The organism is Metapseudomonas boanensis (assembly GCF_018704125.1).
In the GTDB taxonomy this organism is placed as follows: Bacteria; Pseudomonadota; Gammaproteobacteria; order Pseudomonadales; family Pseudomonadaceae; genus Metapseudomonas; species Metapseudomonas boanensis.
Genome location: NZ_JAGTIS010000001.1, coordinates 765,219 through 787,919 on the forward strand (window position 1 = coordinate 765,219; position 22,701 = coordinate 787,919).

Here is a 22,701-nt window from a genome sequence, read left to right on the forward strand (position 1 = left end):
TAGGAAACTCACAGAATGGCTATCGAGATCAAAGCCCCAACCTTCCCGGAATCGGTCGCTGACGGCACCGTTGCCACCTGGCACAAGAAGCCGGGCGATGCGGTCAAGCGCGACGAACTGATCGTCGACATCGAAACCGACAAAGTCGTGATGGAAGTGTTGGCCGAGGCCGACGGCGTGTTGACCGAAATCGTCAAGAATGAGGGTGACACTGTCCTCAGTGGCGAATTGCTCGGCAAACTGAACGCTGGTGGCGCCGCTGCTGCAGCACCTGCCGCTGCAGCCCAGGCAGCCGCACCTGCTGCTCCGGCCGTCGCTGCCGTAGCCGCCGATGATGCGATCCTTTCGCCAGCCGCGCGCAAGCTCGCCGAAGAGAATGGTATCGACCCGAACAGCATCGCTGGCACCGGTAAAGGTGGTCGTGTGACCAAGGAAGACGTCGTCGCCGCCGTTGAAGCCAAGAAATCCGCCCCGGCAGCGCCGGCTGCCAAGCCGGCCGCTCCGGCCAGCGAAGCCCCGATCTTTGCAGCTGGTGACCGCGTCGAGAAGCGCGTGCCAATGACCCGCCTGCGTGCCAAGGTCGCTGAGCGTCTGGTTGAAGCCCAGTCCACCATGGCCATGCTGACGACCTACAACGAAGTCAACATGAAGCCGGTCATGGACCTGCGCGCCAAGTACAAGGATCTGTTCGAGAAGAAGCATAACGGAGTTCGCCTTGGCTTCATGTCCTTCTTCGTGAAGGCTGCCACCGAGGCACTGAAGCGCTTCCCGGGTGTCAATGCTTCCATTGACGGCAACGACATCGTTTACCACGGCTACCAAGACATCGGTGTTGCGGTATCCAGCGACCGTGGCCTGGTGGTACCGGTGCTGCGCAACGCCGAGTTCATGAGCCTGGCCGAGATCGAAGGCGGCATCGCCGACTTCGGCAAGAAGGCCAAGGCCGGCAAGCTGACCATCGAAGAGATGACGGGTGGCACCTTCACCATCTCCAACGGTGGGGTGTTCGGTTCGCTGCTCTCCAGTCCGATCGTCAATCCGCCGCAAACTGCGATCCTTGGCATGCACAAGATCCAGGAGCGCCCGATGGCTGTGAATGGCCAGGTCGTTATCCTGCCGATGATGTACCTTGCGCTGTCCTACGATCACCGCCTGATCGATGGCAAGGAAGCTGTAAGCTTCCTGGTTACCATCAAGGACCTGCTGGAAGACCCGGCTCGTCTGCTGCTCGACATCTGATCGGCAGTCTCTCCAACGGCGGCTCCCCATACAGGGGCCGTCCGGTTTCATACGAGAAGGAATGAGTTATGACCCAGAAATTCGACGTGGTAGTGATTGGTGCGGGCCCAGGTGGCTACGTGGCAGCCATCAAGGCAGCTCAGCTCGGTCTCAAGACCGCCTGCATCGAGAAGTACCAGGACAAGGATGGCAAGACCGCGCTGGGCGGCACCTGCCTGAACGTCGGCTGCATTCCGTCGAAGGCGCTGCTGGACAGCTCCTACAAGTATCACGAGGCCCATGAAGGCTTCAAAGTTCACGGTATAGAAGCCAAGGGCGTCACCATCGACGTACCGGCGATGATCGGTCGTAAGAACACCATCGTCAAAAACCTGACTGGCGGCGTGGCCACCCTGTTCAAGGCCAACGGCGTGACCCTGCTGGAAGGCCACGGCAAGCTGCTGGCCAACAAGCAAGTGGAAGTGACCGGTTCCGATGGCAAGGTGCAGATCGTCGAAGCCGAGAACGTGATCCTCGCCTCTGGCTCCAAGCCGGTCGACATTCCGCCGGCGCCGGTAGACCAGGACGTGATCGTCGACTCCACCGGCGCCCTGGAATTCCAGTCCGTGCCGAAGAAGCTGGGCGTTATCGGCGCTGGTGTCATTGGCCTTGAGCTGGGCTCGGTATGGGCACGTCTGGGCGCTGAAGTGACCGTCATCGAAGCCTTGGACAAGTTTCTCCCGGCTGCCGACGATCAGATCGCCAAGGAAGCCCTGAAAATCCTCACCAAGCAGGGTCTGCAGATTCGTCTGGGTGCTCGCGTGACCGGCTCAGAAGTCAAGAAGAAGCAGGTTACCGTTAACTTCACTGACGCCCAAGGCGAGCAGAAGCTGACCTTCGACAAGCTGATCGTTGCTGTCGGCCGTCGCCCAGTGACCACCGACCTCCTGGCTGCAGACAGCGGCGTAACCATGGACGAGCGTGGCTTCATCTACGTCGACGACTTCTGCGCGACCAGCGTTCCGGGCGTTTACGCCATCGGTGACGTCGTTCGTGGCGCGATGCTGGCCCACAAGGCGTCGGAAGAGGGCATCATGGTCGCCGAGCGTATCGCTGGCCACAAAGCCCAGATGAACTACGACCTGATCCCGTCTGTCATCTACACCCACCCGGAAATCGCATGGGTTGGCAAGACCGAACAGGCGCTGAAGGCCGAAGGCGTTGAAGTCAACGTCGGTACCTTCCCGTTCGCGGCCAGCGGCCGTGCCATGGCGGCCAACGATACCGCCGGCCTGGTCAAGGTCATCGCAGACGCCAAGACCGACCGTGTCCTGGGCGTTCATGTGATCGGCCCGAGCGCTGCTGAGCTGGTCCAGCAAGGGGCCATCGGTATGGAGTTCGGCACCAGTGCCGAAGACCTCGGCATGATGGTCTTCTCCCACCCGACGCTCTCCGAAGCTCTGCACGAAGCGGCGCTTGCTGTTAACGGCCACGCGATTCACATCGCCAACCGCAAGAAGCGCTAAGCAGTATCCCCCAGCGTCGGCCGCGCGCGTGTCTTCGCTGGGATGAAGAACCACGGTGGGCTGCCCGTCGTGAGCCTTCGGGCTCGCCGCGGAAAGCCCGCCGGATTGCCTTCACTGGCAGTCACAGGTGGCGCGGCACCACGAATGCAGCGCCGAATGCGCAATACCTAAACGAAGACGGTAGACAAGCATGAATCTCCACGAGTATCAGGGTAAGCAGCTGTTCGCTGAATACGGCCTGCCCGTATCCAAGGGCTTTGCCGTAGACACCCCGGAAGAAGCCGCAGAAGCCTGCGATAAAATCGGTGGCAGCGAATGGGTTGTGAAGGCCCAGGTCCACGCAGGCGGCCGCGGTAAAGCGGGCGGCGTGAAACTGGTCAAGAGCAAGGAAGATGCCAAGGCCTTCGCAGCCAACTGGCTGGGCAAGCGCCTGGTGACCTATCAGACTGACGCCAATGGTCAGCCGGTCAGCAAAATCCTGGTCGAATCCTGCACCGACATCGCCAAGGAACTGTACCTCGGCGCCGTGGTAGATCGTTCCAGCCGCCGTATCGTGTTCATGGCTTCCACCGAGGGTGGCGTGGACATCGAGAAAGTTGCCCACGAGACTCCCGAGAAGATCCTCAAGGCCACCATTGACCCGCTGGTCGGCGCTCAGCCCTACCAGGGCCGCGAGCTGGCATTCCAGCTGGGCCTGGAAGGCGACCAGATCAAGCAGTTCACCCACATCTTCGTTGGCCTGGCCAAGCTGTTCCAGGACTACGACCTGGCCCTGCTGGAAGTGAACCCGCTGGTGATCAAGGCTGACGGCAACCTGCATTGCCTGGACGCCAAGATCAACATCGACAGCAACGCCATGTACCGTCAGCCCAAGCTGCGTGCCATGCACGACCCGTCCCAGGATGACGCTCGTGAAGCCCATGCGCAGAAGTGGGAACTGAACTACGTAGCGTTGGAAGGCAACATCGGTTGCATGGTCAACGGTGCTGGCCTGGCCATGGGTACCATGGACATTGTCAACCTCCACGGCGGCAAGCCGGCCAACTTCCTCGACGTTGGCGGCGGTGCAACCAAGGAGCGCGTAACCGAAGCGTTCAAGATCATCCTCTCCGACAGCAACGTGAAAGCCGTTCTGGTGAACATCTTCGGCGGCATCGTTCGCTGCGACATGATCGCCGAAGGCATCATCGGTGCCGTGAAGGAAGTTGGCGTCAAGGTTCCGGTCGTCGTCCGTCTGGAAGGCAACAACGCTGAACTCGGCGCCAAAGTGCTGGCCGAGAGCGGTTTGAACATCATCGCGGCGACCAGCCTGACCGACGCTGCACAGCAGGTCGTCAAGGCCGCGGAGGGCAAGTAATGAGCGTCCTGATCAATAAAGACACCAAAGTCATCTGCCAAGGCTTCACCGGTAGCCAGGGTACTTTCCACTCCGAACAAGCCATCGCCTACGGCACCAAGATGGTCGGCGGCGTGACTCCCGGCAAGGGCGGTACCACCCACCTGGGCCTGCCGGTGTTCAACACCGTCAAGGAAGCCGTTGAGGCTACCGGTGCAGACGCTTCGGTGATCTACGTTCCTGCTCCGTTCTGCAAGGACTCCATCCTTGAAGCGGCCAACGGCGGCATCAAGCTGATCGTCTGCATCACCGAAGGCATCCCGACCATTGACATGCTGGAAGCCAAGGTCAAGTGCGACGAGCTGGGCGTACGCCTGATCGGCCCGAACTGCCCGGGCGTGATCACTCCCGGCGAGTGCAAGATCGGCATCATGCCGGGTCACATCCACCTGCCGGGCAAGGTAGGCATCGTGTCGCGTTCCGGCACCCTGACCTACGAAGCCGTGAAGCAGACCACCGATGCCGGCTTCGGCCAGTCCACCTGCGTGGGCATCGGCGGTGACCCGATCCCGGGCTCCAACTTCATCGACATCCTGAAACTGTTCCAGGAAGACCCGAAGACCGAAGCGATCGTCATGATCGGTGAGATCGGTGGTTCCGCCGAGGAAGAGGCTGCTGCGTTCATCAAGGCCAACGTGACCAAGCCGGTGGTGTCGTACATCGCCGGTGTGACTGCCCCTCCGGGCAAACGCATGGGCCACGCCGGCGCCATCATCTCCGGTGGCAAAGGCACTGCGGACGAGAAGTTCGCCGCACTGCAGGACGCAGGTGTGAAAACCGTGCGTTCCCTGGCCGACATCGGCAAGGCCCTGGCCGAGCTGACTGGCTGGGAAGTCAAGAACGCCTAAGGCATTCTGACTCGAGCAAAGGCCACCCCTTGGGGTGGCCTTTGCTTTTCTGGTGCAACCATTCGTTGCGCAAGGGAAACCGTTTGTCAGCTGAGCGACAGAAAAGGTTGCTATGCCGACAACCTGATCCACGTCAGGTGCAACTCGAAGTAAAATCATCAACCTTGCAATTCCCTTGCTCGCCACGCTCCAAAAGAGCGCAGGCGGGGCACCAGCGATCAATCCCAAACGGATGGATGACGTTTCCCCAACTCCACGGGAAACCCTTCGGAACTTATGAATTTCTGCCAGCGGTATTCCCTTTTATGACTCGATTGAAAGGTCTGGACCTTCTAGCCCTTGGCTTCATGACATTTGCGCTTTTCCTGGGCGCAGGAAACATCATCTTTCCGCCAAGTGCGGGCTTGGCAGCAGGCGAGAACGTTTGGCGTGCGGCTGCGGGTTTCCTGCTCACGGGCGTCGGTCTGCCGCTGTTGACGGTGATCGCGCTGGCCCGCGTGGGCGGCGGTATGGATCGCCTGACGGCTCCCTTGGGCCGGCGCGCGGGTCTGCTGTTTGCCGTGGCCGTATATCTGGCTATTGGCCCGCTTTTCGCCACGCCCCGTACTGCCGTGGTGTCCTTTGAAATGGGGGTCGCCCCATTCACCGGAGAAAGCAGCCTGGCGCTGTTCCTCTACAGTGCGGCCTATTTCGCTGCAGTGCTCTTCCTGGCCTTGAATCCAGGAAAGCTGGTCGATAGCGTCGGCAAATTAATTACACCGGTGTTGCTTTCGGCGCTGCTTGTGTTGGGTGGTGCTGCATTGTTCGCACCTGCTGGCGCCATTGGCAGCAGTTCCGCCGAGTACCAGGCCGCTCCGCTGGTTGAGGGTTTCCTACAGGGCTACCTCACCATGGATACGCTGGGCGCGCTGGTTTTTGGCATTGTCATCGCGACTGCCATTCGCGACCACGGCGTCAAGGACTCGAGCCTGGTAACCCGCTATTCGGTGATTGCCGGGGCTATCGCCGCCTTGGGCCTATGTCTGGTCTACCTGGCGCTATTCTACCTTGGCGCAACCAGCCAGGGGATTGCCGGTGAAGCGCAGAACGGGGTGCAGATCCTTACCGCCTATGTGCAGCACACCTTTGGGGTGGCGGGTAGCCTGCTGTTGGCTGTGGTCATTACCCTGGCGTGCCTGACTACTGCGGTTGGTCTGCTGACTGCCTGTGGTGAATTCTTCAGCGGAATGCTGCCGCTGTCTTACCGCACTGTCGTTATCGTATTCGGTCTGTTCAGCCTGGGAGTGGCCAACCAGGGCCTGACCCAGTTGATAAGCCTCTCGGTACCCGTCCTTGTTGGCTTGTATCCGCTGGCCATCGTACTGGTGGCTTTGAGTCTTATGGACCGTTTTTGGCTCGACCCACGCCGTGTCTTTGTACCAACCATGGCGGTAGCGCTGTTGTTCGGTTTGGTGGATGGGCTGACGGCAGCCGGTTTTGCTGGTCTGGTTCCGGCAATGTTTGCTGGCTTGCCACTGGCTGGCCAGAGCCTGGGCTGGCTGATGCCAGTTCTGATGACGCTCACTGTCGCGGTGCTGGTCGATCGTTTGATGGGGCGGAGGTTGCCAGCACCTGCCTGAGCACGATTCTGTCAGCCAAAAAGGCCACCCACCGGGTGGCCTTTTTCTTGGCGCCCGGAGTGGCTTCTCACGGTTATAATTCGCGCCGCTTTTACAAGGAATCCGCATGTCGACCATTCTGCGCAACCTACCGCACTTGCTAGCCATCCTCTGGTTCATCGCCTGCTGGGTTGGCTACACCCGTTACGCGATCTGGAAGGCCAAGGACACAGCCTGCCTGGCCTCGGTCCTGCACCTGTATCGCGAAGACTGGATGCGCCGGGTATTGCTGCGTGACAACCGCATTGCCGATGCCAGCGTGATTGGCAATCTGGAGCGCAATGCTTCGTTCTTCGCATCAAGCACCCTAATCATCCTGGCTGGCATCCTCACAGTACTCGGCTCAACGGATCGCGCGGTGTCGGTGCTGGCTGATCTGCCATTCGTGCAGACCGCCAGCCGAGGAATCTCCGAACTGAAGCTGTTGGGGCTGGCAGTGGTGTTCGTGTATGCCTTCTTCACCTTCAGTTGGTGTATGCGTCAGTACAACTTCGCAGCAGTATTGGTGGGCTCGGCGCCGATGGTTGGTGAGAAACACATTACCGAACAGGAGCGCAAGGCGTTTGCCGAGCGGGCGGCGCGTGTAGTGTCGCTGGCCGCCAACCAGTTCAACTTCGGATTGCGCAGCTACTATTTCGGTTTGGCGATGTTGGCTTGGTTTATCAACCCTTGGTTTTTCATGATTGCGACCACGGGTGTAGTGCTCGTGCTGTATCGCCGTGAGTTTCACTCTGATGTGTTGGAAGTAATGGTCTACACCCCCACGCAGCCGCTGGATGTTCCGAAGGAGAAGATGGAGTGAGTATCCCGTTCTGGTGCCTGTTCATCGCCGCCTTGCTGATTTACGTGGCAAGGGCGCCGGTTGCCAAGGCGATGCAGGAGGAGGGTGGTTACGATAATCGCAACCCGCGAGCTCAGCAGGCACAGCTCAAGGGCTTCGGTGCCAGGGCATTGGCTGCACACCAGAACAGCATCGAAATATTTCCGTTGTTCGCCGCTGGGGTCCTGATGGCCCACGTAACCCAGACCCAGGGTTATTTCGTCGACCTGCTGGCGGTCGTCTTCATCCTTTCACGGATTCTCTACCTGTTTTTTTACTGGCGCGATCTGGCTACGGCGCGCAGTACTACCTGGGTAGTTGGATTAGTCTGCTGCCTGTTGTTGATGCTCAGTCCTGCGCTCTAAATGACAAGGCCCGCATAAGCGGGCCTTGTCGTTCCAGGAGGCAGGACCCTTACTGGGCTTCCTCTTCCGGAGCGGCTGGAGCAGTGCTCGGAGCTGCCGGGGCAGGCTCGCTGGCGGGCGGCGTGGCGGCCTCAGGTGCAGCCGGAGCGCTCGGCTGGGTTTCGGTTGCCGGTGCAGCCGGTGCCTGGGCCTCTTCCTTCTTATCGCAGGCCGCAAGACCAAGGCTGGCAGCCAGCAGCAGAGCGAGAGACAGGGTTTTTTTCATCGTTGAGCCTCCATGTAGGGCTTTCCTCGTAGATAGCCCTTTGAGTTTCGGTTCTGCTTCTAAGTTCAATAAATCTTTTCGGACTGATCAGTCTGATCGTTTGTCCACGGCAAGGAGGTAAGGGGCAGGGTATGATTCGAATCTTTGCCTATTCTCCGCCCAGGTTACTGTCATGACGGAAAACACCCTTATCGAACAGGCTCGGCGCTTTCTCTCGGCACTGCGCCATTGCCAGGTGCTCGGTCTCAGTGTTCAGGATGCGACGCCGCAAGGCCTTACCCTGCGCTTGCCTTACAGTGATTCCATCATAGGAAATCCGGAAACCGGTGTGATCCACGGTGGAGCCATCACTACCTTGATGGATACCACCTGCGGTATTTCGACTGTTTGCGTGCTGCCTGAGTTCGAAATCTGCCCGACTCTCGATCTGCGTATCGACTATATGCACCCGGCTGAGCCAAACAAGGATGTTTTCGGATTCGCTGAGTGCTACCGGGTCACGCCGAACGTCATTTTCACTCGGGGCTACGCTTATCAGGACGACCCCGAGCAGCCGATTGCCCACGTGGTGGGCGCATTCATGCGAATGGGCAAAGCCGTCCAGGGCGGTATCAAATTGCACAGTGAAGCCAATCGGGGGGCTGCTCAATGAGCCTCGATCTCAACGCATTGGTGCGCGAAGCCCACGAGAATAACAACTACGATTCGCTGGTCAGCCTTATTCCCTATGCCCGCTTGATCGGTATCGAGTGCCTGCGCTTGGGCGAGGACGTGGTTTTTCGCCTACCGGCGAACAAGGACAACATCGGCAACCCCACTTTGCCTGCCATTCATGGCGGTGTAATAGCAGGCTTCATGGAGCATGCAGCAATGCTTCACCTGTTGATGTTCATGGGCGCCCCCCATATGCCGAAAATCATCGACTTCTCGATAGATTACCTGCGTGCTGGTCATTATCGTGACACTTATGCTCAATGCCTGGTGTGGCGCCAGGGTCGTCGGGTGGCCAATGTCGCGATCACTGCTTGGCAGACGACTCAGACCGAACCGATCGCGACGGCCCGCGCCCATTTCAAAGTCGATGAACCTTGAGATAACCCGGCAGTGGCGGTCGTTATCCTGTCCTAGGAATGCTTGATGGTTGCGTTATTGATACTTGGAGGCCTGCTGCTGATCATCACGGGCCTGGTCTGGCTCGTGATGCTGGCCTTTGGTACCAGCCTGCTCTGGGGGATTGGCAGCCTGATCCCGCCAATCAACCTCGCCTATGCTCTGCGTCACTGGCGCATCGCGCGAAAGGCCGTAGTGCTTGGCAGCATGGGGGCCATCCCCCTGGTGGTCGGTGTGACCATGCTGGCCGCCCAGGACCCGGGGCGATTGCAGGCCATCCTCAGTTTGCGTTGGATGGGAGGCGACGAGCCCCAGCAGGCTGAGTTGGACGTCCGTCTGCGTGGCGAACTCAATGGTCAGCGTTTCCTGCCGCAGCATGCCGAACTGATCGACGGGGTCCTGACTCTGCGTGAGGGGCAGGACTTCTATGCACGCCGCGAGCTCGTCATTCGTCTGGGCGAGCAACCTCAGGGGGCGCTGCGTTTAGACGTGCTGCCACAAGATGCCGGCAAGCAGCCAGAAGTAGAGATCAGTTGGGTGCTGCCGGACCATGAACTGCCAGAGGCGCGCCGCATTGCTCGTGGCTACACGCTGCATCTTGATCTGCAGCCGGTAGCGCCGAACAAGTTGGCGGGCGAGTTTCATCTGGTCCTGCCGCCACGATTCGCCACCACCCTCACTGGAAGGTTGGAGCTGTTCATGGACCAGCTTCGCTATCGCGATGGGCGGGTGGACACGACCTACGACTCCCGGGATACCCTGGCCCACGTGATTCGTGAATACCTGCAACGCCGCTTCTCAACCCGTGAGGTGGATTTGCGTCCATTGCCAGCCTTGAGCCTGCCGGCGCGCGAGCTGGAAGTGCAGGTTGGGGCGCGTATTGCGGGCCAGCCGCAGGATTTGCTGCTGCAGCTGTTCAAGAATGACGCCAGTGGCTGGCGTGTTCGCAACGATCGCTATCCGCCTCTTGCGCCGGTCGTTCCACAGCCTGCAACCGCGACCCTGGTGGTAGCCCGGGACGCGGTGGGCAGCATTTCAACGTCTCTGCCGGTCGATCGGCGTGAGCACTTTTCGCTCCAGCAGCTCCTGACTAATCCCCGGGATTATCAAAACCTCGAGCTACGTGTAGCCACGCTCCGTGGCAGCATGGCGCAAGGTCGCTTTGCCGGTCTCGATCGGGACGGGCGGCTGGTGATCCGGCGCAGCCTGGGAGGGTCAGGGGAGGCCAGTTTCAGTGTTGGTGCCGAGGAGATCGAACGGATCGAACTCCTCGAGCCTTGAAGGTCGATCATTGTGCAGGCGAGCGAGCGTTGGCTAAGCACTTGAAATCCTTGCCGATGCCCCCATCTGGATGACATCCGCCGCTGTTGCGGCCTAAGCCATCCAAGTGGAGTTAGAAGACCATGAGTGTGGAGACTCAAAAAGAAACCCTGGGCTTCCAGACAGAAGTGAAGCAACTGCTTCACCTGATGATCCATTCCCTGTACTCGAACAAGGAAATCTTTCTCCGCGAACTGATTTCCAACGCATCCGATGCGGCAGACAAGCTGCGATTCGAGGCGCTGGCCAAGCCGGAGCTGCTGGAAGGTGGCGCCGAGCTGAAGATCCGTGTCAGCTTCGACAAGGATGCCAAGACCATCACCCTCGAAGACAACGGCATCGGCATGAGCCGTGACGAGGTGATTGCGCACCTGGGCACCATCGCCAAGTCCGGTACCGCCGACTTCCTGAAGAATCTCTCGGGCGACCAAAGAAAAGATTCGCACCTGATCGGTCAGTTTGGTGTGGGCTTCTACTCGGCCTTCATCGTTGCCGACAAGGTTGACGTTTTCAGCCGCCGTGCAGGCCTTTCGGCCAGCGCGGGTGTGCATTGGTCGAGCAAGGGGGAGGGCCAATTCGAAGTCGCGACGATCGACAAGGCTGAGCGTGGCACCCGCATCGTCCTGCACCTGAAGGCTGGCGAAGAGGAATTCGCCGATGGCTGGCGTCTTCGCAACGTCATCAAGAAGTACTCTGACCACATCGCCCTGCCCATCGAGCTGCCAAAAGAACACCATGGCGAAGATGCGCCGACCGAGCAGGAGTGGGAAACCGTCAACCGCGCCAGTGCCCTCTGGACCCGTCCGCGCACGGAGGTCAAGGACGAGGAATACCAGGAGTTCTACAAGCACGTAGCTCACGATTTCGAGAACCCGCTGACCTGGAGTCACAACAAGGTGGAGGGCAAGCTGGAGTACAGTTCGCTACTCTACGTCCCGGCCCGCGCGCCCTTCGACCTGTACCACCGCGAAGCCCCGCGCGGATTGAAGCTCTATGTCCAGCGTGTTTTCATCATGGACCAGGCCGACCAGTTCCTGCCGCTCTACCTGCGCTTCATCAAGGGTGTGGTGGACTCCAACGACCTGTCGCTGAACGTTTCCCGCGAGATCCTCCAGAAAGATCCGGTGATCGACTCCATGAAGTCGGCCCTGACCAAGCGTGTGCTGGACATGCTTGAGAAGTTGGCAAAGAACGAACCCGAACAGTACAAGGGCTTCTGGAAGAACTTCGGCCAGGTGCTGAAGGAAGGCCCGGCCGAAGACTTCGCCAACAAGGAGAAGATCGCCGGCCTGCTGCGCTTTGCCTCCACCAGCGATGATTCCGGGGAGCAGAGCGTTGCCCTTGCCGATTACATCGCCCGAATGAAAGAAGGCCAGGACAAGATTTACTACCTCACCGGCGAGAGTTACTCGCAGGTCAAGAACAGCCCGCACCTGGAAGTCTTCCGCAAGAAAGGCATCGAAGTGCTGTTGCTGACCGACCGCATCGACGAGTGGCTGATGAGCTACCTCAGCGACTTCGAAGGCAAGGCCTTCGTCGACGTGGCGCGTGGTGACCTCGACCTCGGCAAACTGGACTCGGAAGAGGACAAGAAGGCCCAGGAGGAAGTGGCCAAGGCCAAGGAAGGACTCATCGAGCGGCTCAAGCAATCGCTGCAGGAGCAGGTCAGCGAGGTGCGTGTGTCGCACCGCCTCACCGACTCGCCGGCAATTCTCGCCATTGGCGAGGAGGACCTCGGCCTGCAGATGCGTCAGATCCTCGAGGCAAGCGGCCAAAAAGTGCCTGAGTCCAAGCCGATCTTCGAGATCAACCCAGCTCACCCGCTGATCGAGAAGCTCGACGGCGAGCAGGATGAAGACCGCTTCGGCGAGCTGTCGCACATCCTCTTCGACCAGGCTGCCCTGGCAGCTGGCGATAGTCTGAAAGACCCCGCTGCTTACGTGCGTCGTCTCAACAAACTACTGGTCGAGCTTTCTGCCTGACGTTTGTCTGGAAACGCCAAAGGCCCGCAATGCGGGCCTTTTTCATGCTCCTTTTTCATGATCGTCCTGCGCGCTTGCCTGGCAGGCGAAGCACGCTGCAAGGCCGAGTGGCATCTAGCAAACCTGATGACCCAGCCTGCGTGGCAGGTCTAACCTTATTAGTCCCACTGCCAGGCAGAGGACCGTTCCCATGAACAAATTGCTGCTTTCCCCGTTCCTGCTCGCTTTTTGTACTTCGGCAGCGGCTGAGATGGTCAGCCGGCCCGTGCCATACGAGATAGACGGCAAGCCCTTCGAGGGGGCCCTGGTTTATGACGATACGCAGAAGTCACAGCGCCCCGGCCTGGTCATGGTGCCCAACTGGCTCGGTGTATCCCCGGCCGCTACGGAGCAGGCCAAGCTCATTGCCGGCCAGCGTTATGTCATCTTCATCGCCGACATGTACGGCAAGGACATCCGTCCCAGCAATCCCGATGAAGCGAAGGCGGCTGCAACGGCCGTGCGGGGAGACCGGGCGTTGATGCGCAAACGGGCGCAGGCAGCAGTCGATGTCCTTAAGGCACAAGATGGGCAGGTGGCCTTGGCGCCCGGCAAGCTGGGTGCAATCGGCTTCTGCTTTGGTGGCGGCAGTATCCTTGAGCTGGCCCGCTCAGGGTCGCCGCTCAAAGGCTTCGTCTCTTTCCACGGCAACCTGGATACGCCTGATCCTGCCGACGCTCGCCAGATCAAGGCGCCGATTCTGGTCCTGCATGGCGCGGACGACCCGTCAGTACCCAAGGCTCAGGTCGACGCTTTCCAGGCTGAGATGACCGCTGCCAAGGTGGATTGGCAACTGGTCAGCTATGGCGGGGCGGTGCATTCATTCACTGACCCGGATGCCAATGTTCCTGGGCGCAACCAATACCACCCGGCTGTTACCTTGCGTGCCTACAAGGCCATGAACGACTTGTTCGATGAGGTGTTTGCGCAACCCTGACGAGCCCCCGGCACGGCTTCGGCACTAGTCTGGCAGCTCGATGCGGGTAGACTCGCCTGGGACTTTCGGCCAATCGCCGGCTGCCCAGCGGCTGCGCGCCTGCTCGATCAACTCCGGGGTGCTGGCGACGAAGTTCCAGTTCATCCGCCTGGGGCCGTCCAGCGGTTCCCCGCCAATCATCGCCAAGCGGCAGGCGCCGCAAGCACTCAGTACGAACTCAACTCCTTCAGGCAGTACTACGAGGGAGTTTGGTTCGAGCGGCTGGTCGTCCAGCAGCGCCTCACCGTCGAGCAGATAGAGCGCACGCTGCGGGTGCTCGCAGGGGATGGCTAGGGTGGCGCCAGCCTCCAGTTGCAGATCGACGTAGAGAGTAGGGGAGAGCACGGGCACCGGCGAGGTCAGGCAGAAGCCCGTGCCTGCAATCATCCGGATGCGTACGCCAAGGGACTCCTGTTCCGGCAGGGCGCTGGCCGGGTGATGGCTGTAGCTCGGTGCGCAGCTCTCGAGCTCGCGAGGCAGGGCCAGCCAGACTTGCAGGCCGTGAATGCGAGAACCGCTGCTTACCAGATCTGCCGGCGTGCGTTCGACGTGGGCGACGCCGCTACCGGCAGTCATCCAGCTGACGTCTCCGGGCTTTACCCGCTGGTCCGATCCCAGGCTGTCCTTGTGCTGCAACTCGCCCTCGAACAGGTAGGTGAGGGTCGATAGCCCGATATGCGGGTGCTGGCGAACGTCCAGGCCTCGACCAGGCTCATAGGCGCTCGGCAGCATGTGATCGAAGAAGACGAAGGGCCCGACGCTGCGGCACTGTGCCGACGGCAGTGGGCGCAGGATAGGCTGTCCGGCCACCTCTTCGGCGCGCGGTCGGATGTTCAGGGGGGCAGAGATGGTCATGTCGCTTCTCCTGCGGACGAATGCCATGAAGCTGGATGATCGGGAGCGTGGCGCCAAATTACCGTCATTGACCGAAATCTTCTTCGGCCAGACGAGTCTCGATGGTTACCTCCACTTGTGTCATCAGTTTATGGACTGGGCACTTGTCGGCAATGCGCAGCAGGGTCGCGCGCTGCTCATCGTTCAGCGGCCCGCGCAAAGTGAGTTTGACGTTCAGGCGGTAGTTCCCTTTGCGCTCTTCGCTGTCATCGCGGGTGACCTCTACGCCGATTCCCGTCAGTGGAATGTTGTTCTTTCGTGCGTAATAGGTGACGGTGAGCGCCTTGCAGCTGCCCAGGGCAACGTCGAAATAGTCGTGGGGTTCAGGGGCGGAGCCCTCTCCGCCCAGGTCTTCTGGCAGATCGGTGAACAGCGGTACCTGGCCTTCCAGTTCGATGCGTTGGCGATAACCGCTGTCGGATTCGCTGTTCAGGGTGATGATCATGGAAGGGCCTCCTGGCCGGTAGCGGGAAACAAGTCCCGCAAGGCTAGACGAATGTGGGCTTGCTGGCACCCGTAGCCAGCCCGGGAACGGCCGGCTGAACCCCGATCAAGGCGCGCCGGTCTATAGTCCCCGAGACGTCAGGAGGATTGACCTTGCCAAATGCCCGTTCATGCCTTGTCGCGTTGCTTGCCCTGACTGCCTTGCAATGCCAGGCGAGAGACTACCGCTACAGCGACGCGCACCTGCACTACGTGGATTTCTTCCAGGAAAGCGAAGGCATGCAGCGGCTGGTCAAGGAGATGGATGCTGGCGGCATCGACCATGTGATGATTTCGGGCATCCCGGTGGCGAAGAAATGGCACGAGGATGAGCCCAAGCGTCCTCGCTACTATGCCGGTGATGATGCGGGGGCTTACTGGTTCAGCGCAACCGATGTGTTCGTCGCCGCTGCGGTGAAAGCACTACCCGCCGAGCAGCGTCAGCGCTTCCACCCTTTCCTGACCGGCTTCAACCCCAACGACAAGAATGCAGATGCCCACATCCGCCAGATGCTGGAACTGGACCCGGGGCTTTGGCAGGGCCTGGGCGAGGTATTTACCCGCCACGACGATCTCACCGCGCTGACCTACGGTGAAACGCCACGCGCCAACAACGAGGCGATGACACGCATCTACCACTTGGCTGCCGAGTATGATCTGCCGGTGATGCTGCATGCCAACATCACTTCCAAACGTGAGAAGAACCCCTTGTACCTGGGCGAAATCGAGGAAGCGCTACGTAATCACCCCCATGTGCGCTTTATCTGGGCCCATGCCGGTACCAGCATGGAGATCCATCGGCACCAGGAAAAACTGGACTTTCTGCTTCCGACCTTGACCCGGATGCTGCACGACTACCCGAATCTCTACATCGATCTTTCCTGGACGGTGCTGCGACCCTATCTGCTCGACGCCAAGGGCATTCCGGACCCGAAGTGGCTGGCGCTGGTCGAGAAACATCCAGACCGCTTCATGCTCGGCTCCGACGTGGTGGGCCGCTTCGACGACCTGGGCAAGTACCTGGCATCTTTTCGCCCGTTCCTGGACGCCCTGTCAGACGACGTGGCGAAGAAAGTCGCTCGTGACAACTTCCTCGCAGTACTGCCGCGCAAAGGCGCTGGCGTAGCGCCTTGAAGCTGTAATCAGCCTGTCATGCCCATGTCATAGCCTCGCGCCACCGCAAACAAGGAGCGCGACATGACTCTCTCCCGACTGAGCACGCTGATCGCACTGGGCCTGGTTTCCAGTGTTGCCACTGCCGACGTGCGCCTCGAAGGCCCGATCGAGTTCGGCATCTTCGAAACCCAGTACAAGGATCACCAACCCGGTGAGCGCGTACTGACCCGCAGTGACCAGAATATCCTCGCTACTGACCAGGTGCCGGCCAAACTGGGAACCAAGTTCGGCATGCGCTACTCCCTCTCGGGCAAACGCGAAAACGATACGCCGCTGACCCTGCTGTATCTCACTCCTGGAGTCACTACCCCGGACGGCAAGCGTCATGACAAGTTCGAAGTGGTCCAGAAACTGGTGCCTGGTGTACCGCTGGACGTCATGGCCTTCGAATTCACCGAAACTCACGAAGTGGCACCCGGCGAATGGCGCTTCATGGTCTTTCAGGGTGATCGCCTGCTGGCCGAGCAACGCTTTCACGTGAACTGAATCGCCGATGAGTTGCGGGGCTGCCGGGGCACCCACGAGCTATAGTCCGAAGGATTGAAAATAGCGAAAGGCGGGCCCCATGGCCGAACAAACCAGCATCCTGGTGGTGGATGACGACGCCGAGATTCGCGAACTATTGCTCGACTACCTTGGTGGACTGGGATACCAGGTCTGCGCTGTGGCGGACAGCGAGCAGTTGCGGGCGCGCCTGGCCGAGGCGTTGCCTGATCTGGTGTTGCTGGACGTCGGCCTGCCAGGGGAGGACGGCCTGAGCCTAGCGCGTTACCTGCGCGAGCATCACGACCTCCCGGTGATCATGGTGTCCGGTGCTGGCAGTTCGCTGGACCGCATCATCGGCCTGGAAGTGGGCGCCGATGATTACCTGGCCAAGCCCTTTGACCCTCGGGAGCTACTGGCGCGGGTCAAGACCGTCCTGCGTCGGTACCGTCGGCCAGCGGCGACCGTGGACGTCCCGCGAAGCGAGCCAGGGGCCGATTGCTTGCGTCTGGGGCAATGCCGGCTGGACCTGCAAAGTCGCCAGCTGTTCGATGCGGCAGGCCAGGAAATCCCCCTGACAGCGATGGAATTCGATCTGCTGCAGGCCTTCGCCCAGCGTCCCAATCGGCCACTCTCTCGCGATCAGCTGCTCAATCTCACCCAGCATCGTGATTGGAGCCCCTTCGACCGGTCCATCGATATCCGCATCGCGCGGTTGCGGCGCAAGCTCGAACAGGATCCGGACAAGCCACAGATCATTCGTACCGTGCGTGGCGTCGGCTACATGTTCGTTCCGGGCGGTGTTGCATAGCGCGGCTCTCAATAGAGCAATCTGTGCAAGGTCGAGTGCGATGGGAGCCATCACTTGGTGGGGCCGAAGCCGAGTGACGCCAGCCCCCTGTGGTTACCGCAGGCCCGCCACCGCAACGCATTGTTTCAATTGTTTCAATACGTCCTGGGCCCTGCCGGGCCGGCACGGGCTGTCTCTATACTCAGGCTGTCCACCCAGCCCGGAGGGTCGCCAGGTGAGCCAGAGCCTGACCAGCAGTTTTGTCGCCGTGAGCGCTGAAGAGCACCAACTCCGGCAGATTGTCGACAACAGCAGCGCAGTGATCTATGTGAAGGACCTGGATGGTCGCCTGCGATTGGTCAACCGTGCCTTCGAGCAGCTGTTCAAGGTCAATTCGGATCGGGTGATCGGCCGTACCGACCACGACTTCTTCCCCAAGGAGATGGCCGACGTCCTGCGTGCCAACGACCTGCGCGTGGCACAACTCGGGCATGAGCTGGAGTTCGAGGAGCAGGTGCCCCTTGGCGGTGGCGTTCGCACCTATCTGTCGACCAAGTTTCCGCTGTTCGACAGCGGAGGCCGGGTAACAGCCGTCTGCGGCATTTCCACGGACATCAGCTCGCGCAAGAGCCTGGAGGAGGTGTTGCGCTTCGTGGCTCTCGGGGTCTCCGCTGCTACCGGCAATGAAGTTTTCGAAGCCATCGCGCGTTACATGGTGCGCTCCCTGCAGGCCGACTTCGCCTTCGTCAGCCGCATTAGCGATGTCGGTCCGCATTGCCTGACGACTCTTGCGCTTTATTACGGAGGCAAACTGCACAGCAATGCCACTTATGAGCTGGTCGGGACGCCCTGCGCCGAGGTGTTCGGTGGAAGCTTCCACTTCATTCCTCGTGACCTGCAGCAGATTTATCCGAGCGATTCGGTGTTTGCCGAGTTCGGAGTGGACAGCTACGCGGGCTATCCGCTTTTCGCCAGCGATGGCCGCCCACTTGGCCTGATCGCGGCCGGGCGCTGTGGTCCGATGAGCGACCGTGACCGGGCGGAGTCGGTTTTGCGCATCTTCTCCGTAAGGGCTGCTGCCGAGATCGAGCGTCTGGAGGCCGAGGCGAGTTACCGGGCGATTTTCGAAACGTCGGAAGATGCGATCTTCGTCCATGACATCGGGACTGGTGCCTTGGTGGACGTCAATCCCAAGGCTTGTCGGGCCTACGGCTACAGCTACGACGAGATGCTGAAGCTGGACATGGATGCCTTCAGTGCCGGCTACTCGCCTTATACCGGCAAGGAGGCGGCGGGTCATCTTGCGCGGGCAGCGGCCGGTGAGGTCCAGCGCTTCGAATGGCATCGGCGCAACCGCGATGGCAGCCTGCATTGGGACGAGGTGCTGCTCAAGCGTGTAACCATTGGCGGGATCGACCGCATCCTCGCCATCACCCGTGAAATTACCCAGCGCAAGGAGGCCGAACAGGCCCTGCGTGCCAGTGAACTCCAGTACCGGGCGATCACCAACACCGCCCTGGATTGCTTCATCAGCATGGATGAGGCGGGCCGTGTGCTGGCCTTCAATCCGGCTGCCGAGCAGTGTTTCGGGTTGAGCCATGCTCAGGTGCTGGGGCATCCCTTGCTCAAGCTGATTATCCCGCCACGATTTCGTGAAGCCTATGAACGGGGTTTCGAACATTACCTGGAGACCGGCCACGGTGCCTTCCTCGGCAAACGGATGGAGGTGGTGGCGCAGCGCTCGGACGGTGAAGAGTTCCTCGCGGAACTGGCGCTGACGCAGGTGCCAGGTGACGAGGGGCCTCGTTTCATCTGCTATTTGCGTGACATAACCGAGCGCCAGCGGGCCGAGGAGGAGCGGGTACGGCTAGAGCAGCAGCTGCGCCAGGCGCAGCGCATGGAGGCCATCGGCCATCTGACCGGCGGGATTGCCCATGACTTCAACAACCTGCTGACCAGCATGCTGGGGTATACCGTCATGGCCCGGGAGCTGGCCGAACAGCAGTACGACGAGCGCCTGGGTAAGTACCTGGCGCGCGTACAGCGCTCGGCGGAGAAGGCGCGTGACCTCATCCAGCAGATGCTCACCTTCAGTCGCGGAAGTCGCGGCAAGCCGCAGGAAGTGGCGCTGGATCGCCTGCTCGGCGACTTCATCCGGCTGGTGGAGTCGACGTTGCCCGCCACCGTAGAGCTGCACACCCGGTTGGATCACGATCTGCCCAGCGTCCTGGTCGACCCCGTGCAACTAGAGCAGGTGCTGATGAACCTGTGTATCAACGCACGGGATGCCATGGGTAGCGTTGGCTATTTACGCGTCAGTCTAGGACAGGAGCATCTGGAAACGGTCTGCGCCTCTTGCCAGCAACCCATCAACGGGGCTTTTGTCACGTTGACCGTGAGCGACAGCGGCCCGGGTATCGAGCCGGCGCTGAGAGCACAGATATTCGAACCGTTCTTTTCCACCAAAGCCAGCGGTCAGGGCAGTGGCATGGGGCTGTCGATGGTGCATGGCATTGTCCATGAATACGGTGGCCACATTCACCTGGATAGCCCGCCTGGGCAGGGCGCAACCTTCCGCATCCTCTTGCCGCCTCATCGCGAGGGTTGTGTTGCGGCAAGTCCGGCCGAGGAGTCTGGCCTGTATCGTGCGCCGCTGCGCTCGTCGCTCTCAGGCCGGGTGGCAGTGGTCGACGATGATGATGAGGTTGCTGAGTTCATGGGCGAACTGCTGGAGGGTTGGGGGCTGGAACCGACGATCTTCTGTGATGCCGAGCAGGCCAGCCAGCAGCTCTGTGCAGAGCCCTACGGATGGGATTTCGTCATCCTCGACCAGAGTATGCCGCGGCTCAGTGGTATGCAGCTGGCGCGGCGCTTGCTCGCCTCCAGGTCCGACTTGCCAATCGTGATCTATACGGGTTTCAGCGATGCCCTGGTGGAGAGTGAGGTGCAGCAGCAGGGAGTCAGGGCTCTGCTGACCAAACCGTTGGATCAGCAACGCTTGCATCGTTTGTTGCAGGCATCGTTGGGCACCCCGAGGGAGGGATACAAAACGGAAACAAATTGAGTGCGATCAGCCATCGGCTTGATACAGGCCGGGGTGAAGCTGAGTTCGACGCCAGCCATTGGCCGTCGACCAGCAACCCAGGCAGGAGCGCATCATGTTCGACTATTTCAAGCGCAGTTCGATCTTTCTTTATGGCGTGATCAGTTACCTGATTTTCTTCGCTACCTTCGTATATTCCATCGGCTTCATCGCCAATCTGCCCTTCGCCCCGCGTACGCTGGACGGGGAGCCACGGCTGCCGTTCTGGGCCGCGTTGGGGATTGATGCCCTCCTGCTGGGGATTTTCGCGGTACAGCACAGCCTCATGGCCCGGCCAGCCTTCAAGGCCTGGTGGACTAAATGGATTCCGCCGGAAGCCGAGCGCAGTACTTATGTGCTGTTCTCCAGCCTGGCCTTGCTGATGCTGTATAGCTTCTGGCAACCACTGGGGGGCGAGATCTGGACCATCGAGAACCGTTCGGGTCGCCTGGTGTTGGGCGCTACCTTCGCGTTCGGCTGGGCGCTGGTGTTTTACAGCACGCTGCTGATCAACCACTTCGATCTGTTCGGCTTGCGCCAGGTCTGGCTCAACCTGCTGGGCAAACCCTATACCTCGCTGCAGTTCAAGACGCCGGGGGCCTACAAGCTGGTTCGCCACCCGCTGTATCTGGGCTGGTTCCTGTGCTTCTGGGCAACGCCGACAATGACCGCTACGCACCTGCTGTTCGCCGTGATGACCAGCATTTATATCCTTGCTGCGATCCAGCTGGAGGAGCGGGACTTGATGCGGGCACACCCGGAATATGCGGATTATCGTCGGCAGGTGCCCATGCTGCTGCCACGCTTTGGTCGCCGTAGCAAGGTAGAACGCGAGCGTGAAGCGGCCTGAACGTCGACCTGACGTAGAAAGGGCGCCTGATGGCGCCCTTGTCTTGTCTGGGATGTCGCTGCTATGGGGTGCTGGTTCGCGCTGAGCCGAAGGTGAAGCCTAACATTTCCGGGTGGAGGTTCGGCCTGGCGCACGGAGTGCCCGCAAACGAAAAAGCCCGTATCGAACGATACGGGCTTTTTCGTCAACTGCAGGACTGGATCAGCCCTTGAAGCGCTTCAGGACGAGGGTGGCGTTGGTGCCGCCGAAGCCGAAGCTGTTGGACATGACGGTGTCGACCTTGGCGTTTTCACGGGTCTCGCGCAGGATCGGCATGTCGGCTACTTCCGGGTCCAGCTCGTCGATATTGGCCGAGCCAGCCATGAAGTTGCCTTCCATCATCAGCAGGCAGTAGATCGCTTCCTGTACGCCGGCAGCGCCCAGGGAGTGGCCGGACAGGCTCTTGGTGGAGCTGATGGCCGGCGCCTTGTCACCGAACACCGCGCGTACGCCGCGGATTTCCGCTACGTCGCCCACAGGAGTCGAAGTGCCGTGGGTGTTCAGGTAATCGATCGGCGTGTCGACGGTGGACAGTGCCTGCTGCATGCAGCGGATTGCGCCTTCGCCGCTCGGGGCAACCATGTCGTAGCCGTCGGAGGTCGCGCCGTAGCCGACGATTTCAGCGTAAATCTTGGCGCCACGCTTGAGGGCGTGCTCAAGCTCCTCTACGACGACCATGCCGCCGCCACCGGCGATGACAAAACCGTCACGCTTGGCGTCGTAGGCGCGGGAGGCCTTCTCGGGGGTGTCGTTGTACTGGGTCGATAGCGCGCCCATGGCGTCGAACAGGCAGCTCTGGCTCCAATGCTCTTCTTCGCCACCACCGGCAAAGACCATGTCCTGCTTGCCCAGCTGGATCTGCTCCATAGCCTGGCCGATGCAGTGCGCACTGGTTGCGCAAGCCGAGGAAATAGAGAAATTCACGCCCTTGATCTGGAAGGGGGTGGCCAGGCACGCGGAAACAGTGCTGCCCATGGTGCGGGTAACGCGGTATGGGCCGATGCGCTTGACGCCTTTCTCGCGCAGGGTGTCGATGGCTTCCATCTGGTTGACAGTGGAGGCACCGCCGGAACCTGCAATCAGGCCCACGCGCGGGTTGGAGATTTGCTCGGCGGTCAGGCCGGCATCCTCGATGGCCTGCTGCATGGACAGGTAGGCATAGGCAGCGGCATCACCCATGAAGCGGAAGATCTTGCGGTCGATCAGCTCTTCAAGGTTCAGGTCTACCGAGCCGGAAACCTGGCTGCGCAGGCCCATTTCGGCGTACGAGGGGTTGTAGCGGATACCGGCACGGCCAGCGCGCAGGTTGGCGGAGACGGTGGCTTTGTCATTGCCCAGGCAGGAGACGATGCCCAGACCGGTAATCACGACGCGACGCATG

General features: G+C 60.5%; 21 protein-coding genes. 17 read left to right on the plus strand and 4 right to left on the minus strand.

The genetic code is table 11. The annotated features are described in order from the left end of the window. The first annotated feature begins 15 nt into the window (after positions 1 to 15). From odhB to J7302_RS03635, 7 genes are all read left to right on the plus strand, one after another. A complete protein-coding gene (odhB, locus tag J7302_RS03605) occupies positions 16 to 1,239 on the plus strand; it encodes a 2-oxoglutarate dehydrogenase complex dihydrolipoyllysine-residue succinyltransferase (RefSeq protein WP_215370378.1) in 1,224 nt (407 codons plus the stop codon). A gap of 68 nt (positions 1,240 to 1,307) precedes the next feature. After that, entirely contained in the window at positions 1,308 to 2,744 is a 1,437-nt protein-coding gene (gene lpdA, locus J7302_RS03610) for a dihydrolipoyl dehydrogenase (RefSeq protein ID WP_215370382.1), read from the plus strand. A 190-nt stretch (positions 2,745 to 2,934) separates the two neighbouring features. Continuing rightward, complete coding sequence (gene sucC, locus J7302_RS03615) at positions 2,935 to 4,101, plus strand: ADP-forming succinate--CoA ligase subunit beta (RefSeq protein WP_215370385.1); 1,167 nt, start codon at positions 2,935 to 2,937, stop codon at positions 4,099 to 4,101. After that, positions 4,101 to 4,988 (plus strand): succinate--CoA ligase subunit alpha, encoded by an 888-nt coding sequence (sucD, locus tag J7302_RS03620; RefSeq protein WP_215370388.1) that lies wholly within the window; start codon positions 4,101 to 4,103, stop codon positions 4,986 to 4,988. Before sucC ends, sucD begins: the two co-directional genes overlap by 1 nt. Before the next feature lie 305 nt (positions 4,989 to 5,293). Next, entirely contained in the window at positions 5,294 to 6,607 is a 1,314-nt protein-coding gene (gene brnQ, locus J7302_RS03625; protein WP_215370806.1) for a branched-chain amino acid transport system II carrier protein, read from the plus strand. A gap of 106 nt (positions 6,608 to 6,713) precedes the next feature. Beyond that, the gene (locus J7302_RS03630) at positions 6,714 to 7,448 is read left to right on the plus strand and encodes a DUF599 domain-containing protein (protein WP_215370391.1); all 735 of its coding nucleotides are present in this window, start codon (positions 6,714 to 6,716) and stop codon (positions 7,446 to 7,448) included. Next, entirely contained in the window at positions 7,445 to 7,831 is a 387-nt protein-coding gene (locus J7302_RS03635) for an MAPEG family protein (protein ID WP_215370394.1), read from the plus strand. The genes J7302_RS03630 and J7302_RS03635 overlap by 4 nt, the downstream gene beginning before the upstream one ends. A 49-nt stretch (positions 7,832 to 7,880) precedes the next feature. Here the strand turns inward: J7302_RS03635 and J7302_RS03640 are convergent, their stop codons facing one another. Further along, positions 7,881 to 8,096, minus strand: coding sequence for a hypothetical protein (locus J7302_RS03640; RefSeq protein WP_215370396.1), 216 nt, complete (start codon positions 8,094 to 8,096; stop codon positions 7,881 to 7,883). Between the two features lie 172 nt (positions 8,097 to 8,268). Here J7302_RS03640 and J7302_RS03645 point away from each other — a divergent pair, with 172 nt between their 5' ends. From J7302_RS03645 to J7302_RS03665, 5 genes are all read left to right on the plus strand, one after another. Continuing rightward, a complete protein-coding gene (locus J7302_RS03645) occupies positions 8,269 to 8,748 on the plus strand; it encodes a PaaI family thioesterase (protein WP_215370402.1) in 480 nt (159 codons plus the stop codon). Further along, the gene (locus J7302_RS03650) at positions 8,745 to 9,188 is read left to right on the plus strand and encodes a PaaI family thioesterase (protein WP_215370406.1); all 444 of its coding nucleotides are present in this window, start codon (positions 8,745 to 8,747) and stop codon (positions 9,186 to 9,188) included. Before J7302_RS03645 ends, J7302_RS03650 begins: the two co-directional genes overlap by 4 nt. Positions 9,189 to 9,233: 45 nt before the next feature. Further along, a complete protein-coding gene (locus J7302_RS03655) occupies positions 9,234 to 10,487 on the plus strand; it encodes an MFS transporter (RefSeq protein WP_215370409.1) in 1,254 nt (417 codons plus the stop codon). A 122-nt stretch (positions 10,488 to 10,609) separates the two neighbouring features. Continuing rightward, a complete protein-coding gene (gene htpG / locus J7302_RS03660) occupies positions 10,610 to 12,508 on the plus strand; it encodes a molecular chaperone HtpG (RefSeq protein WP_215370413.1) in 1,899 nt (632 codons plus the stop codon). Positions 12,509 to 12,698: 190 nt separating this feature from the next. Beyond that, positions 12,699 to 13,484: a dienelactone hydrolase family protein gene (locus J7302_RS03665; protein WP_215370417.1), complete on the plus strand. Its 786-nt coding sequence runs from the start codon at positions 12,699 to 12,701 to the stop codon at positions 13,482 to 13,484. 24 nt (positions 13,485 to 13,508) lie between these two features. On the opposite strand, the gene J7302_RS03670 is transcribed toward J7302_RS03665, so the two are convergent. Together J7302_RS03670 and J7302_RS03675 are read right to left on the minus strand one after the other, a co-directional pair. Beyond that, positions 13,509 to 14,372 (minus strand): pirin family protein, encoded by an 864-nt coding sequence (locus J7302_RS03670; RefSeq protein WP_215370811.1) that lies wholly within the window; start codon positions 14,370 to 14,372, stop codon positions 13,509 to 13,511. Between the two features lie 70 nt (positions 14,373 to 14,442). Further along, positions 14,443 to 14,862, minus strand: coding sequence for an OsmC family protein (locus J7302_RS03675; protein ID WP_215370419.1), 420 nt, complete (start codon positions 14,860 to 14,862; stop codon positions 14,443 to 14,445). Positions 14,863 to 15,014: 152 nt separating this feature from the next. Here J7302_RS03675 and J7302_RS03680 point away from each other — a divergent pair, with 152 nt between their 5' ends. The 5 genes from J7302_RS03680 (at position 15,015) to mddA (ending at position 21,281) form a co-directional block, all read left to right on the plus strand. Then, the gene (locus J7302_RS03680; RefSeq protein WP_215370422.1) at positions 15,015 to 16,034 is read left to right on the plus strand and encodes an amidohydrolase family protein; all 1,020 of its coding nucleotides are present in this window, start codon (positions 15,015 to 15,017) and stop codon (positions 16,032 to 16,034) included. 63 nt (positions 16,035 to 16,097) lie between these two features. Next, positions 16,098 to 16,562: a DUF3859 domain-containing protein gene (locus J7302_RS03685; protein WP_215370425.1), complete on the plus strand. Its 465-nt coding sequence runs from the start codon at positions 16,098 to 16,100 to the stop codon at positions 16,560 to 16,562. A gap of 79 nt (positions 16,563 to 16,641) precedes the next feature. Further along, positions 16,642 to 17,370, plus strand: coding sequence for a response regulator (locus tag J7302_RS03690; protein ID WP_215370428.1), 729 nt, complete (start codon positions 16,642 to 16,644; stop codon positions 17,368 to 17,370). 214 nt (positions 17,371 to 17,584) lie between these two features. Continuing rightward, entirely contained in the window at positions 17,585 to 20,413 is a 2,829-nt protein-coding gene (locus tag J7302_RS03695) for a PAS domain S-box protein (RefSeq protein WP_215370431.1), read from the plus strand. Positions 20,414 to 20,507: 94 nt separating this feature from the next. Next, entirely contained in the window at positions 20,508 to 21,281 is a 774-nt protein-coding gene (mddA, locus tag J7302_RS03700; RefSeq protein ID WP_215370434.1) for a methanethiol S-methyltransferase, read from the plus strand. A 201-nt stretch (positions 21,282 to 21,482) separates the two neighbouring features. Here the strand turns inward: mddA and fabB are convergent, their stop codons facing one another. Next, a complete protein-coding gene (fabB, locus tag J7302_RS03705; RefSeq protein WP_215370437.1) occupies positions 21,483 to 22,700 on the minus strand; it encodes a beta-ketoacyl-ACP synthase I in 1,218 nt (405 codons plus the stop codon). Between the last annotated feature and the right edge of the window lies 1 nt (position 22,701).

Coding starts and splice junctions, on each gene's coding strand:
- J7302_RS03655 (WP_215370409.1), top strand. CDS start 9,234: ATGGTTGCGTTATTGATACTTGGAGGCCTGCTGCTGATCATCACGGGC.
- J7302_RS03685 (WP_215370425.1), top strand. CDS start 16,098: ATGACTCTCTCCCGACTGAGCACGCTGATCGCACTGGGCCTGGTTTCC.
- J7302_RS03690 (WP_215370428.1), top strand. CDS start 16,642: ATGGCCGAACAAACCAGCATCCTGGTGGTGGATGACGACGCCGAGATT.
- brnQ (WP_215370806.1), top strand. CDS start 5,294: ATGACTCGATTGAAAGGTCTGGACCTTCTAGCCCTTGGCTTCATGACA.
- mddA (WP_215370434.1), top strand. CDS start 20,508: ATGTTCGACTATTTCAAGCGCAGTTCGATCTTTCTTTATGGCGTGATC.
- J7302_RS03640 (WP_215370396.1), bottom strand. CDS start 8,096: ATGAAAAAAACCCTGTCTCTCGCTCTGCTGCTGGCTGCCAGCCTTGGT.
- lpdA (WP_215370382.1), top strand. CDS start 1,308: ATGACCCAGAAATTCGACGTGGTAGTGATTGGTGCGGGCCCAGGTGGC.
- J7302_RS03665 (WP_215370417.1), top strand. CDS start 12,699: ATGAACAAATTGCTGCTTTCCCCGTTCCTGCTCGCTTTTTGTACTTCG.
- J7302_RS03630 (WP_215370391.1), top strand. CDS start 6,714: ATGTCGACCATTCTGCGCAACCTACCGCACTTGCTAGCCATCCTCTGG.
- sucD (WP_215370388.1), top strand. CDS start 4,101: ATGAGCGTCCTGATCAATAAAGACACCAAAGTCATCTGCCAAGGCTTC.
- fabB (WP_215370437.1), bottom strand. CDS start 22,700: ATGCGTCGCGTCGTGATTACCGGTCTGGGCATCGTCTCCTGCCTGGGC.
- J7302_RS03650 (WP_215370406.1), top strand. CDS start 8,745: ATGAGCCTCGATCTCAACGCATTGGTGCGCGAAGCCCACGAGAATAAC.
- sucC (WP_215370385.1), top strand. CDS start 2,935: ATGAATCTCCACGAGTATCAGGGTAAGCAGCTGTTCGCTGAATACGGC.
- htpG (WP_215370413.1), top strand. CDS start 10,610: ATGAGTGTGGAGACTCAAAAAGAAACCCTGGGCTTCCAGACAGAAGTG.
- odhB (WP_215370378.1), top strand. CDS start 16: ATGGCTATCGAGATCAAAGCCCCAACCTTCCCGGAATCGGTCGCTGAC.
- J7302_RS03645 (WP_215370402.1), top strand. CDS start 8,269: ATGACGGAAAACACCCTTATCGAACAGGCTCGGCGCTTTCTCTCGGCA.
- J7302_RS03675 (WP_215370419.1), bottom strand. CDS start 14,862: ATGATCATCACCCTGAACAGCGAATCCGACAGCGGTTATCGCCAACGC.